The 18530-nt window shown below is 40.6% G+C and carries 16 protein-coding genes; 2 read left to right on the top strand and 14 right to left on the bottom strand.

Annotated features, from left to right (window positions below; genetic code table 11):
- Nucleotides 1–2: 2 nt before the first annotated feature.
- The 9 genes from FTU75_RS14815 to ilvD (FTU75_RS14770) form a co-directional block, all read right to left on the bottom strand.
- Entirely contained in the window at nucleotides 3–740 is a 738-nt protein-coding gene (locus FTU75_RS14815) for a sulfite exporter TauE/SafE family protein (RefSeq protein ID WP_180116236.1), read from the bottom strand.
- Nucleotides 741–899: 159 nt separating this feature from the next.
- Nucleotides 900–1565, bottom strand: a complete 666-nt coding sequence (locus FTU75_RS14810) for a hypothetical protein (protein WP_180116234.1) — start codon at nucleotides 1563–1565, stop codon at nucleotides 900–902.
- 61 nt (nucleotides 1566–1626) lie between these two features.
- Nucleotides 1627–1983, bottom strand: coding sequence for an IS3 family transposase (locus FTU75_RS18530; RefSeq protein WP_257223811.1), 357 nt, complete (start codon nucleotides 1981–1983; stop codon nucleotides 1627–1629).
- A 95-nt stretch (nucleotides 1984–2078) separates the two neighbouring features.
- A complete protein-coding gene (locus tag FTU75_RS14795) occupies nucleotides 2079–2501 on the bottom strand; it encodes a hypothetical protein (protein ID WP_180116229.1) in 423 nt (140 codons plus the stop codon).
- Between the two features lie 276 nt (nucleotides 2502–2777).
- Entirely contained in the window at nucleotides 2778–3008 is a 231-nt protein-coding gene (locus tag FTU75_RS18525) for a PAAR domain-containing protein (RefSeq protein ID WP_257223800.1), read from the bottom strand.
- A 275-nt stretch (nucleotides 3009–3283) separates the two neighbouring features.
- Nucleotides 3284–3571 carry a chorismate mutase gene (locus tag FTU75_RS14785; protein ID WP_078191648.1) on the bottom strand — a complete coding sequence of 96 codons (288 nt, stop codon included), beginning with the start codon at nucleotides 3569–3571 and terminating at the stop codon, nucleotides 3284–3286.
- Nucleotides 3552–4874 carry a hypothetical protein gene (locus tag FTU75_RS14780; protein WP_180116227.1) on the bottom strand — a complete coding sequence of 441 codons (1323 nt, stop codon included), beginning with the start codon at nucleotides 4872–4874 and terminating at the stop codon, nucleotides 3552–3554. Before FTU75_RS14780 ends, FTU75_RS14785 begins: the two co-directional genes overlap by 20 nt.
- A gap of 151 nt (nucleotides 4875–5025) precedes the next feature.
- The gene (gene ilvD, locus FTU75_RS14775; RefSeq protein WP_180116225.1) at nucleotides 5026–6711 is read right to left on the bottom strand and encodes a dihydroxy-acid dehydratase; all 1686 of its coding nucleotides are present in this window, start codon (nucleotides 6709–6711) and stop codon (nucleotides 5026–5028) included.
- 717 nt (nucleotides 6712–7428) lie between these two features.
- Nucleotides 7429–9258: a dihydroxy-acid dehydratase gene (gene ilvD, locus FTU75_RS14770; RefSeq protein WP_111885144.1), complete on the bottom strand. Its 1830-nt coding sequence runs from the start codon at nucleotides 9256–9258 to the stop codon at nucleotides 7429–7431.
- Between the two features lie 437 nt (nucleotides 9259–9695).
- Here ilvD (FTU75_RS14770) and fmt point away from each other — a divergent pair, with 437 nt between their 5' ends.
- Nucleotides 9696–10655, top strand: coding sequence for a methionyl-tRNA formyltransferase (gene fmt, locus FTU75_RS14765; protein WP_111885186.1), 960 nt, complete (start codon nucleotides 9696–9698; stop codon nucleotides 10653–10655).
- Complete coding sequence (gene rsmB / locus FTU75_RS14760) at nucleotides 10655–11962, top strand: 16S rRNA (cytosine(967)-C(5))-methyltransferase RsmB (RefSeq protein ID WP_180116223.1); 1308 nt, start codon at nucleotides 10655–10657, stop codon at nucleotides 11960–11962. The genes fmt and rsmB overlap by 1 nt, the downstream gene beginning before the upstream one ends.
- Nucleotides 11963–12036: 74 nt before the next feature.
- Here rsmB and FTU75_RS14755 read toward each other — a convergent pair whose 3' ends face one another.
- The 5 genes from FTU75_RS14755 to FTU75_RS14735 form a co-directional block, all read right to left on the bottom strand.
- Nucleotides 12037–12144, bottom strand: a complete 108-nt coding sequence (locus FTU75_RS14755) for a methionine/alanine import family NSS transporter small subunit (RefSeq protein WP_078191653.1) — start codon at nucleotides 12142–12144, stop codon at nucleotides 12037–12039.
- 1 nt (nucleotide 12145) lies between these two features.
- The gene (locus FTU75_RS14750) at nucleotides 12146–13630 is read right to left on the bottom strand and encodes a sodium-dependent transporter (RefSeq protein WP_180079292.1); all 1485 of its coding nucleotides are present in this window, start codon (nucleotides 13628–13630) and stop codon (nucleotides 12146–12148) included.
- A gap of 367 nt (nucleotides 13631–13997) precedes the next feature.
- Nucleotides 13998–14558 carry a DUF1287 domain-containing protein gene (locus FTU75_RS14745; protein ID WP_180116221.1) on the bottom strand — a complete coding sequence of 187 codons (561 nt, stop codon included), beginning with the start codon at nucleotides 14556–14558 and terminating at the stop codon, nucleotides 13998–14000.
- An 87-nt stretch (nucleotides 14559–14645) separates the two neighbouring features.
- Entirely contained in the window at nucleotides 14646–16091 is a 1446-nt protein-coding gene (locus FTU75_RS14740) for an aldehyde dehydrogenase family protein (RefSeq protein WP_180116219.1), read from the bottom strand.
- Nucleotides 16092–16453: 362 nt separating this feature from the next.
- On the bottom strand, nucleotides 16454–17827 hold the full coding sequence (locus tag FTU75_RS14735; protein ID WP_180116217.1) for an MFS transporter: 1374 nt from the start codon (nucleotides 17825–17827) through the stop codon (nucleotides 16454–16456).
- Nucleotides 17828–18530 lie beyond the last annotated feature (703 nt).

The following is an 18530-nucleotide window of genomic DNA, read 5'->3' as shown; positions in this document are numbered from 1 at the left end:
CTTTAAATCACACCAAACTGGTGCAGCATCATATAGCCACCGAGGGCAATCAACCCGATAAAAAACACCTTACGGAATTTTTGTTCTGGAATGCGGTAACGAATTTTTTTCCCTGCCCACATCCCAATGAGCGCTGGAATCAGTGCTATGGCTGACATGGCATAATCAATCGGGAGATCTTCCACTGGATTTTGCTGTAAGAACACTGCCAAACAAATGGTTGATGTGGTAAAGGCTAAACCGAGTGACTGTACGAGGTCATCACGTTTGAGCTGCAAACCTTGCAAATATGGCACCACAGGGATCACCACCACACCGGTCGCAACAGTCAGCGCCCCTCCCAAATAACCGATCATTGGAGATAGCCATTTTTCATGTGGTGCAAAGTTCGGCAAGCTTTTGGCACAAAGCCCATACAATCCATATAGTGCCAACATGCCCCCCAGTAATGCTTCACTTTTAAATTCAGCATGTCCTAAAGTTGGAAAAATACTCCAAATTGAACCGACGATAATCCCAAGTAACAAGGGCCAAAAGCGTTGAATGAGGCGCAGCACCTGCCCTTCGGCAAATAGTTGCCAAAAGTTGGTGACCATGGATGGAATGATCAATAACGTGGCTGCCTGAAATGGACTGATCACCATGGTGAGTAAGCCCATCGATACCGCAGGCAGGCCTAACCCAATCGTGCCTTTAATTAAACCTGCGATTGCAAAAACTGTGATGACGAACCAAATCATGGCGAAACTCGCTGAAGAATTGGTTCTATGCTATGCAATTCAGGCACTTTGAAAAATCAGTGTTTTTGGAATAGAGCCTCAATAAAAAGTTGAGACTGTGCTTAAAATCAACTATAGACAAGGTAGTTGGATTCAATAAAAAAGTAATTACAATTTACTTTAATTACTGTCATAACTACTCATTTGCTCTTCAGCTAATTCATAAGAACTTTCGAATTGATATTTCACCGTTTCATCTTGAATCGAATCAATAAATTTTTTTATTTTATTTTTATATTCAACGTTCCCAGATTTATACATTGATAGCAAATAGCCCCACTCACCATAAATATACTGAGGGTCATTTTTTGATACTTTTCTTAATTCTTCTTTTAAAATCAATGCTAAATCGGAATAACATTTTTCATATTCATCTTTCGATCTTTTAGCATAATAGCTTAACTCACACTGAGTCACTAAAAGTTCCTGACTGAAAGAGTCCTTTAACATTTTATGATTAAGATTATAAGCCTCTTCATACATGCCTGTTGCTAAGTAGATTTGCATTTCAATCTTTTGTCGTTCTTGATCATTCGTGATCTTTTTTATTTCAGACAAACTATCTTTCATTACTTTATCTGCGTTTTCTTTATCTCTCAGATTAAGTTTATTAATAGTATTTTTATAATCATTTATTATAGCTGTATCTTCTTTAGACAGCGTTGAAATTGATTCTTTTTTTTGAGCTTCTTTAACTTCATGCTGATTCAAACTAATTTTCTCAGACGAGCAAGCAGTACTACCAAATATAAAAAATAAGGTTAAGAAAATAAAAAAATGCTTCATCAAACTTTTCTCGATACAGAGTTTAAGGTTAAGACATGAGTTTTAAAGCTAAGAAATAATCCTAGACAGTATCGTGGACAACAGATCCCTCTAAATTCTTAAAATATTTCTGTTCAAAGGCTTCAGGATTTAACTTGCCAATTGCAGAATGCCTTCTGATTCGATTGTAGTAAATTTCGATATATTCAAACAAGAAAGCATTAGCTTCCCTGAGCTGCTTGACGTCTTTTTCTAAGTCTAGAATACGCTGTTGTTCTGGTGAAAGTTGACGTTTGCTTGAACCAACTGGATTAGCTTTGAGAATCCATTTATCTAAGGTTGAATACCCTACACCTAATTTCTGGGCGATTGAAACTACAGAGTCGTGTGAGTTTGAAAGCGCATAATAATTAGCTTGTTGTATATTTTTAGACTCCAGAGTTTAACTATTTTTACATCTCTAAAGTTAATCTTACTTTATCTTTAGAGGGAATATGTGCCCATTATTTTGTCTAGAATCAAACGACTATCTATTTATTCAGGATCTAAGTAGATAATTCCCACATCAATTTTATTAAGATGGTCAAAGCCTGCCCTATCTTCGGGAACTTGATCTACATAGAGGTCAACATATTCAATTCTTTTTGTTTGATAATTAGGGAATGAAAAAAATAAATCTCCTGTACTATTAGCATAATCTACTGGAGGTTTCTTTAAATAGTATTTTTCAGTTTTAGCAGGAATAAAGAATTTTCCATTCGCATCTAATTTAGTATCAGGATCTGAAAGAATACCATTTACGCCAATATATCCTAATTTGTTTTTTAGAGGTAACTTGGTTTTATTATCATACACATAACCACTGAATTCAGACGTAAAAAAAACCGTTTTTTGAGTACACGAAGCCTGAGTTAAGATAATGAAAATAAATAAGAAGCCCGTAATTAATTTTTTCATTTTTTGATATCCCTGAAAGAATTAAGAGCCCTTTAACATCTTGCTCGTTGGCAACCATCCTAGTATATCCATCAGGAATATTTATTAAGGATTCAGCTGCATATTTCATTAAATCAATTGCATGGCCTGTTTCAGTGCTAATGTTTCTTTAAATTTATTATATATAAGTCTGTTTCATAAAAAGTCCATCCTGAATCTAATTTTAAATAGCTTGTTCTATAAGTCGTCTTTCGAGATAGACCAAGATTTGAACTTCTAAATACCAGATCATCAGGATTAACATTTGTAATGAAGGTTAATTTCATCGCCATTTTCTAATAATGATCCGATAAGTGCTGCGGCCCTGCCATCAACATTTAGAAGAAATTCTGCGCCGGAGATAATTTTTGCTGTCGAACCATCTAAATATATAGCTTCATCACCAACCAAAGCTAAAGAGATTCCGTTGACCTTATAAGCATGATTAGATGCTCGAACTAACCCACCTTTTTTTGTTTTTTGAACCATTAAAAGCCGCATAATATTTGGTATGCGGTTTATGATTCCAATAGAGTTGTTCTGCTTGGTGAATCTTTTGAATATCGTCTTGAGAAAGTTTTTTTAGCTGTTCTTCTGAGAGTTCATGTAAAAAAGTAGGGCTAATCATACTAGATCCAATTATTATAATTGGATAAAGAATAACAAATAATAAAATTTCAAAATGTAAATCAAATCATTATTTTTCAGTTGGTGATATTAAAAAAGAACATTAATAAATTTGATCTAATCTCAAAAACTAAAAATTACGGTCGAATCTCTTTCAACTCACGTTGAATAAAATGCTGAATCATATCGCGGTATAAACGTTCCACAATATCTGCATTTACACCGTGCTCTGTGGCTTGTAGACGAATTTTACTAATCACCGCTTCGACACGTTCTGGTGATTGAACATCCTGTACTGAACGCTTAAACCGCACCGCTTGATCGACATAAAACTGACGTGCAGCAATGAGCTCAATAATCCCCTGATCAATCACATCAATCTGTGCGCGGGCTTGCTCTAATGACTCAACTTTTTCTTTCTTCATCTTCTCTGGCTTCACTTTCAGCGGTGTTTTCACTTTTATACTTCTCTTCTAACACATTACTGAAAATACTTTCAATCATCCATACGCGGTATAAGCTATTAAATACATAGCTTTGACCTGCAATACGTAATTCTAAAACAGGAAAATCAGGCTGTGACTTCATCTCACAGTGCATATCATTTTCTTTTAATTTTTCAGCAATATCATTAGTAGTCAGTTCAGAAATCTCCAACTCATACTGTAAAGCCTGAAAATGTGCTTTGAAGGATAAATCACGCCCTTTGGTCCATACGGCTTCCAAAATACGATACATCACATCAATACGCTGCTCTTCGGGCGCACTGTAGTAAAGCTGTGACATAGCTAATGTCGCAGCTTCTGTAGGCCGGCAAAATGGCGTGAACTTAATTTCTGTCCGTTTAGATAGACGAGTTGCCAAACTCCAGTCAAACAAATCTCGACCGTGATACGACAATGGATACACATTCAGCTGAATATTATAATAGTCCGCCAATTCTTCACGAATATAAGCCAGCAATAACCATGAAATCGGATCTTCCATCGCGATGTAGAGATCAAGCTCAGGATCAAGTCCCTGAATTTCATTTAACTCTTCTGCATCACTGATCAGGTGCTCACGCCATTCAATATGATTGATCATAAAGATCGGGTTATCTGTCAGGAGTTTTTGTTGTTTTAAACGGCGTGTTAAACGCAGTAAATCATCTACAGCATGGTACTTACGTTCACCAAACTCAAAATACCCCGTCAAAATTGGTAAGTCAGAAAAGATCCGTTCTGGAAAATCCTGTGCTTTGTGATGGCGACTGGCCATCGCATACAGTGTTCTCAGCTTGCCATACTGCTTTTGCCACAGCATGTGGAACACATCTTCAAGTAAATAAAGAAAATCTTGGCCGCGTAATGGGGTATTTTTTAGAATGATTTCGGCTTGTTCTAAAGCTTCAGCGGTCGGTTGTTCAGGTGTTTCATGGAAACTAAAACGATGCTGCCGCGCTAAAATTTGGGCATCATTCAGACAATATTGTTGCCATTCTATCGAGGACATTTGATTAGGAGGTTCAGCACTCTGACGACAAATAATCACTTTTAGTGGTTTAATTTCAACACTGAGAATTTCTTCTAATTGAGGCAGTTGCTGCGCAGCCAAATAGCTATAGACATCATCCAGTCGAAGATAAACACTCAGACCTTGTTCCGTGGGTAACACCGCTTGTCGGGTCGGTTTCTGATAAAACCAACTCGATCGGATTGGATCGAACCAACGGCGTAACAGTGACATGCGTTTTTTGCCTCAAAATGATGAATTGTACCGAACCTGCCAGCACATGCTTAAAATTCAACTTCTATTATGAAGCTGTTTTAAATGAGATATAAGCCTTGTGCAAAACTTATATCAAGTCAGGGCTGAATGTTCAATATTTAACAATGGATTAGACGTCTAGATTTAGGTCAGTCACCGCACCTTTTTCCGCACCAGAGGTCAACTTGGCAAATTTAGCCAATGCGCCGTGGGTATAGTTTGGTTTCGGTTTGACCCAGGCCGCACGACGTGCAGAAATTTCATCCTCTGCCACATGCCAAGTCATTTCACGCGTTTCAGCGTTAATTGATATTTTATCGCCGTTTTTGACCAAGCCAATTGGGCCGCCTTCATAGGCTTCTGGTGTCACATGCCCGATCACAAAACCATGGCTGCCGCCCGAGAAACGCCCATCAGTCAACAGTGCAACAGATTGGCCTAGACCTTTACCAATAATCGCTGAAGTCGGTTTCAGCATTTCTGGCATACCCGGCCCGCCTTTCGGCCCAACACCGCGGATCACCACCACTTCGCCTTCTTGTACTTCACCATCTAAAATACCGCGCATGGCACCCTGTTCACCCTCAAATACCCGTGCAGGCCCTTCAAAATACAGCCCTTCTTTACCGGTAATTTTAGCCACGGCACCTGTCGGTGACAGATTGCCTTTGAGTACCACCAAGTGTGAATCCTTTTTGATCGGTGCATCAAACGGCAGAATAATTTGTTGACCTGCAGGATAGTCTGCTACCTCCGCTAAGTTTTCCGCCAAAGTTTTGCCCGTAACGGTTAAGCAAGAACCATCGAGCATACCTGCATCCAGCATGCGCTTCATCAGCGGTTGAATGCCGCCAATGGCAATCAGTTCCGACATTAAATATTTACCCGATGGGCGCACATCGGCCACCACAGGAATATCTTTACCAATGCGCACAAAATCATCCAAAGAGAGTTCCACGCCTGCGGTATGCGCCATGGCAATCAAATGCAGCACGCCATTGGTTGACCCGCCTAAGGCAATTAGCACTTTAATCGAGTTTTCAAAAGCAGCTTTGGTCATAATGTCACGCGGTTTAATATCCAGACGCAGCAGATTCATCACGGCTTCACCTGCACGCTGGCAGTCGGCAATTTTATCCGCGGATACCGCTTCCTGTGCTGAAGACCCCGGCAAGCTCATGCCCAGTGCTTCAATCGCTGAAGCCATTGAATTGGCCGTGTACATACCGCCGCACGAACCCGGCCCCGGCAGCGCGACTTCTTCAATCTGCTTCACTTGAATTTCATTGATTTCGCCTTTGGCATGCTGACCGACTGCTTCAAATACCGAAATCATGTCGGTATGACCAGCTCCTGGTTTGATGGTGCCACCATAAATAAACAAGCCCGGACGGTTTAATCGCGCCAAGCCCATGATGCAACCCGGCATGTTCTTGTCACAGCCGCCAATCGCAATCACGCCATCATAGGCCTGACAGCCCACCACAGCTTCAATAGAGTCGGCAATGATTTCCCGCGACAGCAGTGAATACTTCATACCTTCAGTACCATTGGAAATGCCGTCAGAAATCGTAATAGTATTAAAAATAATGCCTTTACCGCCTGCAGCATTGACCCCACTTTCAGCTTCACGGGCCAAACCATCAATATGCATATTGCACGGTGTGACATTGGCCCAAGTCGAAGCAATGCCAATAAATGGGCGAGTAAAGTCAGCATCATGGAAGCCCGTGGCACGCATCATGGAACGTGCAGGCGCATTTTCGATACCTTCATAAACAGGCGCAGAATGTTCGCGAATATTATTTTTACTCATTGTTCTTCCTTGACGATGGCTGATTTAGTGCCTCAGTTTTGGCGGATTCTTTTAAATTTATTGTATAGAAAGCGCTCGGCATGTAAAAGAAATTACATCTCAACAAAAGAGATTTTTAGCGCATGCAATACCATTCAATCACATGACAAAGCGACATGGATGTCGCTGTTTTCCTGTATGGCAAGGATGCCATATCAGGAGAACAAAAGATTTTTGTTACTTTTGATCTTTCAAAAGTAAGGGATTGCCTACACAAAGCCATATAAATTATAGCTACTATTCGAGGCTGTCTTTTTAGAATTTTAATGACATCCACTAATTATTAAATTTTATTTAGTTGCTTCAAGAAACATTATTTTTAATCAGATTAAGAAATCTATAACTTAGAATTATTGTCCCATTATTTCATTTAAAAGCTGATTACAGCGGAGTCTTACCTCTATAAAAGCTAATTTTCGGAGCTCGTATGTTACTTTTGTTTCGGCAAAATGAGATGCGAAGCTTCGCAAGGAAACCATCTTGCGGTGCAATGCACCTCACCGACAAAACTCGACAACTGTTTGCAACTAAAAAAATGATCGCAGAAACATTCACTTTTAAATTACCGTTTGCCTCAGACAGTTGCGGATGACATTTCCTCGTATCCAATGCAAGTTATGTAGATGTAAATTAAAAAAGCACCCCATGTGGAGTGCTTTTTAATTAAAAATCTAAAGCTTAGATTTCACGTACTGCGCCTTTCGCCGCACTCGTGGTATGCATTGCATACGCTTTCAATGCTTTCGAGATTTTGCGTGGACGCTCTTCAACTGGATGCCAACCTTTGGCTTCTTGCGCTGCACGGCGAGCGGCCATGGTTGCTTCATCAACAGCTAAGTTGATGGTACGGTTTGGAATATCGATTTCGATTAAATCGCCATCTTCCACCAAACCAATTGCACCACCTTCTGCTGCTTCAGGTGAAACGTGACCAATAGACAGGCCTGACGAACCGCCCGAGAAACGACCGTCAGTCAATAATGCACATTCTTTGCCTAGACCTTTCGATTTTAAGTAGCTGGTTGGGTACAACATTTCTTGCATACCCGGACCACCACGTGGGCCTTCATAGCGAATCACCACCACATCACCGGCTTTGATTTCATTACCTAAGATCGCCTCTACTGCTGAATCTTGGCTTTCAAACACACGTGCAGTACCGTTGAATTTCAAGATTGAATCATCTACACCCGCAGTTTTTACGATACAACCATCGAGCGCAATGTTGCCGTAAAGCACAGCTAAGCCACCGTCTTTCGAGAACGCATGTTCAGCATTACGGATCACGCCATTTTCACGGTCACCATCTAGTCGTTGGTAATATCGATCTTGTGAGAATGCAGTTTGCGTTGGTACACCGCCCGGCGCTGAACGGAAGAATTGGTAAACGTCTTCATTTTCAGTACGGATAATGTCCCATTTATCTAAAGCATCTTTTAAGCTTGCTTCGTGAACAGTACCCACAGATGTGTCCAATAAGCCTGCACGGTCTAATTCACCGAGAATGGACATGATACCGCCAGCACGGTGTACATCTTCCATATGTACGTCGTTTTTCGCAGGTGCAACTTTACAGAGTACAGGCACTTTACGAGATAAACGGTCAATGTCGTCCATCGTGAAATCAACGCCAGCTTCATTGGCTGCAGCCAACAAGTGTAGAACGGTATTGGTTGAACCACCCATCGCGATGTCTAAAGTCATAGCATTTTCATACGAGGCTTTGGTCACCATTTCACGTGGCAATACGCTGTAATCATCTTGTTCATAATGACGTTTAGCCAATTCAACAATTAAAGAGCCTGCGCGTTCGAATAATTTTTTACGGTTTGCATGTGTTGCCAGTGTAGAACCGTTACCCGGTAAAGACAGACCCAATGCTTCTGTTAAGCAGTTCATTGAGTTTGCGGTGAACATACCTGAGCATGAACCGCAAGTTGGGCATGCAGAGCGTTCGTATTCTGCTACTTCTTCATCGGTATAGTTGTCATCTGCAGCCACAATCATGGCATCAATTAAGTCGATCGCTTTGTCGTTGCCACGGATTTTAACTTTACCCGCTTCCATTGGACCGCCCGAGACAAATACCACTGGAATGTTCAAGCGCATTGCCGCCATCAACATCCCTGGGGTAATTTTGTCACAGTTGGAAATACATACCATGGCATCGGCACAGTGCGCGCTCACCATGTATTCTACTGAGTCTGCAATCAAGTCACGTGAAGGTAATGAATACAGCATCCCGTCATGGCCCATCGCAATACCGTCATCGACTGCGATAGTATTGAACTCTTTGGCTACACCGCCTGCTTGCTCAATTTGACGCGCCACGAGTTGACCAAGGTCTTTAAGATGAACGTGACCCGGTACAAATTGAGTAAATGAGTTCACGACGGCAATAATTGGTTTACCGAAGTCTTCATCTTTCATACCAGTTGCGCGCCATAAGCCGCGCGCACCCGCCATATTTCTTCCGTGTGTCGATGTTTTTGAACGATAGTCAGGCATTTTATATTTCCAACAAAGTTTGAGCTTGAAATGAATCCTACAGATTCACTCTGGCTAAATCATACTGACAATGATGTAAAATCAGTCGAATTTTAAACCTATCATACACCAAGCCATTGTTTTTAAAGATGGCTTTTTAAGCTGAGATTTGGGCAGATGGGTCTATCAATAAAAACGAGTGATTTGACGACAAAAATCTTTTAACTGAAATCTACTATACCGCCATCAATGGCTGCACAATACAAAACTTTCATGAATAATTTTTAAATTTTATATAAATATAATTTATTTTAAAATTGCAAATTTGCGATTTTGGGTTATGAAATCATTGAGCTTGGACAGCTTCAAAGTTGCAAAAATCAATTTCTAATGTTCTAAATTACGCATTAATCATTTGCTATAATCCACATATTCAACACAGATTCGGTTCATTCATTTTGAAAATCATCTTTGCCGGTACGCCAGAATTTGCCGCAACAGCACTAGCTGCTTTGCTCAACACACAACATGAAATTGTTGCGGTATACACTCAACCTGACCGCAAAGCTGGACGTGGACAAAAACTCACAGCTTCTGCCGTAAAGCAATTGGCTTTAGAGCACCATATTCCTGTTTACCAACCCCTTCATTTCAAATCATCGACTGAAGAAGGTTTAGCCGCACAAGCGGAATTAAAGGCCTTAAATGCCGATGTTATGGTGGTTGCAGCCTATGGTTTGATCTTGCCGCAAGTGGTGCTAGATACCCCGAAATATGGCTGCCTGAATATTCATGGTTCATTGCTGCCACGTTGGCGTGGTGCAGCACCGATTCAACGTGCCATCGCAACAGGTGATATTGAAACAGGTGTCACCATTATGAAAATGGCAGCCGGACTCGATACAGGCGACATGATGTATAAAACCATCTGCCCGATTGAAGCAACGGATACCTCTGCAACTTTGCATGACAAACTTGCAGAACAAGGTGCAACCGCAATTGCTGCTGTTTTAGATACTGAACAAACGTTGCAGCAATATTTAGACAGCCGTGAAGTTCAAGACGAAGCATTAACGGTTTATGCACATAAGCTTTCAAAAGCCGAAGCAAAAATTGATTGGTCCATCGATGCTGTACAAATTGATCGTAACATTCGCGCCTTTAATCCGTGGCCGGTAGCATTTATTCAGTTGGATGAACAAAACAACTTACGTGTTTGGCATTCTGAACTTTCTGCTGTGTCTGCACCGAACGCTCAAGCAGGTGAAATCATTGCCATCGACAAAAAAGGCATACACGTTGCCTGTGCCAATGGCAGCGTGATTATTTTGACCTCTTTACAATGGCCAGGTGCTAAACCACTCAACCCTGTACAAATTTTACAAACCCAAAAATTGACTATTGGACAAATTTTATAATGAAGCAATCTCCCAACGCCTCGACCCGAGACCTTAATTTACGTGCTCAGGTAGTGAAGACGTTATTGGCTGTCCAAAATGGTCAATCGCTGCAATCTGTCCTCGCGCAGCAAATGAATATCGTGTCAGATAAAGACCGTGCGTTATTCCATGAATTGGTGCTTGGTTGTTTACGTCAATGGTATGCATTGAAACAACTGACTTTACCGCTTCTGTCTAAACCGGTAGATAACCAAGTGGTTGAAACCTGTTTATACCTTGGTTTGTACCAATTGTTGTGTACCCGTGTCGCAGCTCATGCTGCAATTTCTGAAACGGTGGAAGCTGCAAAACAATTGGGTATGGGAAGTTTAAGTGGCTTAATCAACGCAATTTTGCGCCGTGCAACACGTGAAACAGAACAGTTCTACGATGTACTTGAACAAGCCACAAATCTACCAAGTTGGTTAACCAAACGCCTGAAAAAAGACTGGGGCGAACAATTTGATGAACTTAGTTATGAGCTTAAGCAAATTGCACCACTGACTTTACGTGTCAATACACGCCAAGTCAGCCGTGACGAATACCTCGATATTTTGGAAGATGAAGGCATCGATGCACATCGCTGTGAACTCTCTAATGTCGGTATTGTGATGGACGAAAGCCTACATATTCCAAGCTTACCGGGCTTTGAAGCAGGTGGTTTTTCGGTACAAGATGAACATGCTCAACTGTGTGCAACACTATTACCAAATCTCGATGGTAAATTTGTGATTGATGCTTGTGCTGCGCCGGGTGGTAAAACCGCACATATTTTAGAGACTTTCCAACCGAAGAAACTCATTGCACTGGATCAAGATGAAAAGCGTCTAAAACGTGTGGTTGAAAACCTTGATCGTTTGGATCTCGATGGTAAACATGTCGAAATCCAAACTGCCGATGCCGTCACCTATACTGCTCCTGAACTTGCTGATTGCATCGTGCTCGATGCCCCATGTACTGCTGTCGGTGTAATGCGTCGTCATCCTGATATACGTTTACTACGTCAATCGGGCGACATTGCAAAAACTGTAGTGTTACAAAAACAAATTTTGGAAAACATGTGGAAGCAGCTTAAAGTCGGCGGCACGCTGCTTTACATCACCTGCTCGATTTTGAAAGCTGAAAATGAACAGCAAATGGTTGAGTTCTTTGCCAATCATGCCGATGCCCAAGAAATTAAAATTGAAGCGGATTGGGGTGTTGAACAAATTCATGGTCGTCAATTGTTCCCGAAAGTGGGTTATGGCGATGGCTTCTTCTACTGCCTCATTCAAAAAACAGCTTAATCTACAATAGAATTTGCTTTTTAGTACCACATAAAAAAGGAACCCTCGGGTTCCTTTTTTATCAACGATGAAGCTTAATCTTCTTCATCTGGATGTTTTGCTAAATGGATCGACGCTAAGATCAAACCGCCCCAAAGCAAAACAATTGAAATGATCATCATGATTAATGCAGATGTATTCATGTTATTTCTCCTCAGGGTTTTTGTCTTTCATGCAACTAAATACAATGGCACCAAGCACAAAGATCGCAATGACTAAACCGGCTACAGGCAATAACACGTCAACTGGATAACCACCATAGCCTTTAGATGCAACGTCTTTAATGGTTAAGCCTAAAGCTACTAATAATGAAAGCGGAGTAACAACCGTTAATAAGAAGTTCCAACCAAAGCCCAATTTGATACTTGAATATTGATTCACATGATTACGTAATTGCGCAAGCAATGGACGACGGAACCAAGACACCAAGATAATCGAGAACAAACCACCCGCTACGATACCAATGTTATTGGCGAAGTAGTCAATGATGTCAACGAAAGTAATCGCACTGTGGGTTGAGAAAATTAAGGTCGATACAATGGCAGAACCACCCGCAACAATCGTTACAGCTTTTTTACGTGACCAGCCGAATTTATCTTGGAACGACGCAATTGGCACTTCCAAAATACTCACCATTGAGGTGATCCCTGCTACAGCCAGTGACGAGAAGAACAAGAAACCAAATAAATCGCCGCCAGCACCTAAGCTAGAAATGATTTTCGGGAAAGCAATAAACGCAAGACCAATACCGCCTGAAACCACTTCATTTACAGGTACGCCCGCACTATGTGCCATAAAGCCCAATGCCGCAAAAATACCAATACCCGCTAAAATTTCAAATGATGAGTTGGCTAATGCAACGACTACACCTGAACCGGTCAAGTTGGTTTTTGCTTTTAAGTAAGACGCATAGGTCAACATAATCCCGAAACCAATCGATAACGAGAAGAAGATATGACCAAAGGCTGCTAACCATACTTTATAGTCAGTCATCGCATCCCAGTTTGGCGTAAAGAATGCATTTAAACCTTCTGTAGCACCCGGTAAACGTACCGCTTGAATCACCAAAATCGAGAACAAAATCACCAACAATGGAATAAAGATTTTATTCGAAAGCTCTACACCCTTCTTCACACCACCATATAAGATGAACATGGTAATCGCCCAAACAATTACCAATCCAAAGAATAAGGTCGGTACAAAGCCAAAGGCAATTCCATCGGCATTTTGCAAGTAGGTATTAAAGAAGAAGCCTTGCGTATCTTCACCCCATTTTTGACCAATTGAGTAGAAAATATAACTGCCGGCCCATGACAATACGCTGGCATAGTAAATTCCGATGATGAGTGTCACCATCACTTGCCACCAGCCTAATGCCTCACTGTTCATAAGTTTTTTATATGCAGTAGGCGGTGCTTTTCGGAATTTATGCCCCACTGCATAATCTAAGAACAATAAAGGCAAACCCGCTGCAAAAATTGCAATTAAATAGGGAATTAAAAATGCACCGCCACCATTTTCATACGCCACGTAAGGGAAACGCCAAATGTTTCCCAAACCTACAGCGGAACCAATAGCGGCAATGATAAATCCTGATCGTGCCGACCAGTTTTCACGATTATCTGACATAGAACACCTAAACTTCAGGCATCTTTAACTGCTGCTTGTTATGGTTATATCGCGAGCAAAAAAAGAACCATAAAAATAAAATTCTGGGTGTTTGATCTGGTGAGATACCTTGTGAGCGTCTATACCAAATTGCAAACAGAAAAATCACATGCGCATTTTGGTTAAAAACACCACAAATAACTTTCCCTTTGTATGAATTAACAATACTCACTTTTTTTAAGTTTTTCTGTAATTTCTACGGCAAATATTCCATTTTTATAATGTGTTTAGGCTTAAATGTTCATTTAATCAGCTTATTTTTCATACAATTTAAGTTATCAATAATATAACTTTTAGGAATATTTTATTTCCAATTAAATTTTTAAAGTTATTTCACTCGATAATGCCCCGTAATTTGATAGACATGTAAAAGATCTTCTTCCTGTGTACCTTCTCCAATATTATGGATGATGAGCGGAACATCGCTAGCTTTCACTTTACGATCTGAAACCACGCCAATATGCACTAAACCCCGTCCTAAGTCCCAAGTGACAATATCACCTGCCAAATATTGCTTATCTTTGACTACATAGCCCTGACGTTGCATCCAGGTTTGAATATTGGGAACACGCCGATGATCAATATTTTTATCGGTTCCTTTTAAGCCCCATTTTTGTGGATACTGTTTAAAATTGACTTTCATATCTTCATGAATGGCTTGTTGTAAATCAATCCCTTGCTGTCGTAATGCACGAATTACCACGTCGGTACAAACACCCTTGATTAAAGGGACATCTCCCATCGGATAACGCAGTGCAGTATACGCAGGATCATAATATAAGGTTTTCCCAATTTGACTGCGTGCATCCGTCACCATTTGAGTGGCATTAAAAGCAAAGACAGCCATATTCACGGTCATCAAACAGACCAATAATAAAATTCGTTTCATTTTTTCTTATGCACTTTAGTTTTTTGCAATGATTCAAAAACTGGGCTTCGATCAGTTCCATACTGAACCAAGCCCATGTTTAAACGGCTACAGTTTTATCGCCAATACGCGTTCTTCTTGCATATCTCGAATGGCAGACTGAATCCCTTCTCGGCCTAAGCCAGAATCTTTTACACCACCATATGGCATGTTATCGACACGGAAAGATGGAATGTCATTAATAATCACTCCACCGACATCTAAGTGATTCCACGCATACAACATTTTATTCAAATTTTGCGTATAGACGCCCGCTTGTAAACCAAAACGGCTGCTATTAATTTTGGCGATACCTTTTTCAAAGTTTTTGTATTTCTCTAAAATCGCTACAGGGCCAAAGATTTCATCTTTATACACTTCTAGCGATTCATCGACATTTTCTAATAAAATTGGATCGAGCAAAGCCCCCTGATGTTCACCACGAACCAATGCTTTGGCACCTTTTTTTACTGCTTTATCGACCCATTTATGTACGCGTGTTGCTTCAGCTTCCTTAATCATTGGACCGACCATGGTACTTTCCAAATGAGGATCAGCGGCTTTAAGCTGCTTCATTCTCGCCACGAGTTTTTTCTTCACATCGGCATAGATATCGGCATGCACCAAGATGCGTTGAACACTAATACACACCTGCCCTGCATGGTTATATGCCCCGCCCACTAAGCGTTCAATAAATGCCGCTGAAATTTCAGTATCAGGCTCAACCAATACCGCAGCATTACCGCCAAGTTCTAAAGTCACTTTTTTACGTCCCGCACGCGCTTTCATATCCCAGCCGACAACATCGGAACCGGTAAAGCTGAGCAGTTTAAATCGGTCATCTGTTACCAAGACATCTGCATGTTCACGTGGACAAGGTAAAACTGAAAAAGCACCTTTAGGTAAATCCGTTTCTGCCAAAACTTCCGCAATTTTTAAAGCTGAAATAGGCGTCAAACTTGCAGGCTTCAAAACAAATGGACAGCCTGCGGCAATGGCAGGTGCAATTTTATGCGCAGTCAGATTGATCGGAAAATTAAACGGGCTGATCAAGGATACAGGGCCTATCGGCACATGTTTGACCATGCCTTGATAGCCAGATGCCGCTGCAGTAACCGCCAATGGGATCATGCGACCATCATCCATCTGTGTGACAGCATCGGCAGCAATTTGAAAGGTATTAATTAAACGTTCAACTTCAGCAGCTGCGGCTTTACACGGTTTTCCACCTTCCGCAATTAAAATTTCAGTCAATTCTGCACGCATTTCATTAAAACGTTTAACACAGTGCAGTAAGATTTTTTGTTTTTGAAAAGGTTCCAATGCCGCCATTGCAGCGCTAGATTTAACCGCTGAAGCAATGGCTTTTTCAATGGTTGCAGCATCTGCGAGTGCAACGCGTGCATATACGTCTTGGGTATATTTTTGATCCACTTCTAACCACTGATCGGTAGTCAATGCTTTACCTGCAACATAGAGCGGATAGTCTTTTATATCTTGTACGGCTTTGGACATGACGATATTTCCATGATCTTGAGACATTATTGATAAATGTGAATAAATCTATGCCCTCTATCATGCGCTGACTGAGCACAGAGTTCACTATATTTAAGTAACAAAATGAACCACAAGCCTCAAACTTGATTACTTATACGCCCTGAACTTCATCCCCTATTTTCAGATCTCGGCTTGTACTGAAAAACGTATGATCGAGTCTCTATATAACAATGAAATTAAATTAGAAAAGGTGTGTAAAATAAAAAAATCTCATTATTTATCAATTTTTTAATAAATTATTCAACCTAAATTCAATGATAAGAATTATGAGTACAACATAAAAAAAGCCCATCAAATGACGGGCTTTTTAAATCTATGTTTTAGCTATACGAACGCTGTGTTTTCACTGAAGCCTTATTCACATTTTCTAAAGCGGCAACCTCTTCATCCGTTTGCGCTTTGCGAATAAAGAACACTGCAATCGCTGCGATGACTACTGGAATTCCCACGGCCATAAAGTTAATTTGATGTGGCAATTCTTGTGATAATAAATAGCCGATCAGAATCGGGCCAACAATCGCACCTGTACGACCGACTGCAGATGCCCATCCAATACCTGTCGAACGTACAGACAACGGATAGTACTGTGCAACATAGCTATACAGCAAGATTTGCGAACCAATTGCCGATGCACCTGCGACAGCAACCAAAAGATAGATCACAGGCTGTGGTGAATTAAAGCCGAGTAAAGATAGTGCCACAGCACCTGCAAGACATAATGTAATGATCACCGGTTTTAAGTGGAATTTGTCCGCTAAAATACCGCCGCCAATCGTACCAATTACGGCACCAATATTCATCGCCAATAGGAAGGTCAAACTGCTACCTAATGAATAACCTGCGGCCATCATTAGTTTTGGTAACCAACTGCCTAATGCATAAAGCGTTAATAGACACATAAAGAAACACAGCCAAAACAACATCGTACTTATGCCACGACCTTGCTTATACAACGCTTTAACAGACGTTCCACCCGGAACCGCAACTTCAGTCAGTTCCAGTTGAGTATTTGCAGTCACGGTTTGCTCTGGTGCAATGGTTTGAATCATCCTACGAGCTTCATCGTGACGATTCACCTTCACCAAAAATGTGAGCGATTCAGGTAAAAATTTCCAAGCAAACGGCAACAGTAACAGTGGAATACCCGCAATGAAGAACATGATTTGCCAGCCATAATCCGCAGTAAACCATGAACCAAATAGAGCGGCCATGATGCCACCCATTGCATAACCACTGAACATAGTGGTCACTAAAGTACTACGTAGATGCTTAGGTGCATATTCAGACGTCAATGCTACAAGGTTCGGTAATACTCCACCAATGCCAAGTCCAGCAATAAAACGTAAAGCACCAAATTCCGTAGGATTTGATGCAAAACCGCCTAGAAATGTGAATGTACTGAATAAAAATACACAGATCATGATGACTTTTTTACGGCCAATCTTATCAGCCAAAGTACCAAACATCATGGCACCAAACATCATCCCTGCAAGTGCTGTACTCGCAAGCATGCCTGCCTGAACAGCTGTTAATCCCCAATCTTTCATCAATAAAGGCAGCGCAACACCATTGATCGCTAAGTCATAACCATCAAATAAAATAAGAATTAGACACCACATCATGATGCTGAAATGCGATTTTGTGAACTTAGCGTTATCGACAACGCTATTCACATTCATTGTGCTTGTAGACATTGAACCTCACCTCCAATTGTGAGTTTTATTTTTCGCTACAATGCCGTTTTTCAATGTAAATTGTCCAAAATTACAAAGGTATAGACCCATACCTTTCAGATATATCTATGTCATTTGGGAATAAAATGTCATAAAAACTTAGATATTTTTGAAATATTTATACATAAAAAAATCGATGGACTGCGGGTCTAGTTTTAATAATGATTAATTATCAATGTGTTATTAGAAGCTAAATCACAATCAGACGATAGATTATTTGATATGAAAATTGTCAGAATAAAACTCAAATTTTATAGAAAAAAATCGCAGTTCTACGATCTAAGTCGTAGATTTCTAAATCATAAGTCATCAGCCATCACTTAAGTCGATAATTAGGCATTTAAACTGTTGTTTTAGCTGACTTACATTCAGGTTTTCCGACATTTTTAGGCTGAGAATTCCCTCAATTGATGATTTTTAAATGCGTTTATTGTCTAATAATCATCCATGTTTAAATAATTCAAGTCTCAATCTATCAATAATTTTCTCATTTTCCTGTTTTATCCTTCTACTTTTCTGCTTATTTTTCCCTTTTCTCCCCACATAAAAAAACACCCCCTGAGATATCAGGGGGTGTTTCGAATAATGAGCTGGCGATGACTTACTCTCACATGGGTAACCCCACACTACCATCAGCGCTAAGAGGTTTCACTTCTGAGTTCGG

Source organism: Acinetobacter sp. YH12140 (genome assembly GCF_013418475.1).
Classification (GTDB): domain Bacteria; phylum Pseudomonadota; class Gammaproteobacteria; order Pseudomonadales; family Moraxellaceae; genus Acinetobacter; species Acinetobacter amyesii.
The sequence above is the reverse complement of the archived record's forward strand: the minus strand, read 5'-3'. Positions and strand labels throughout refer to the sequence as shown.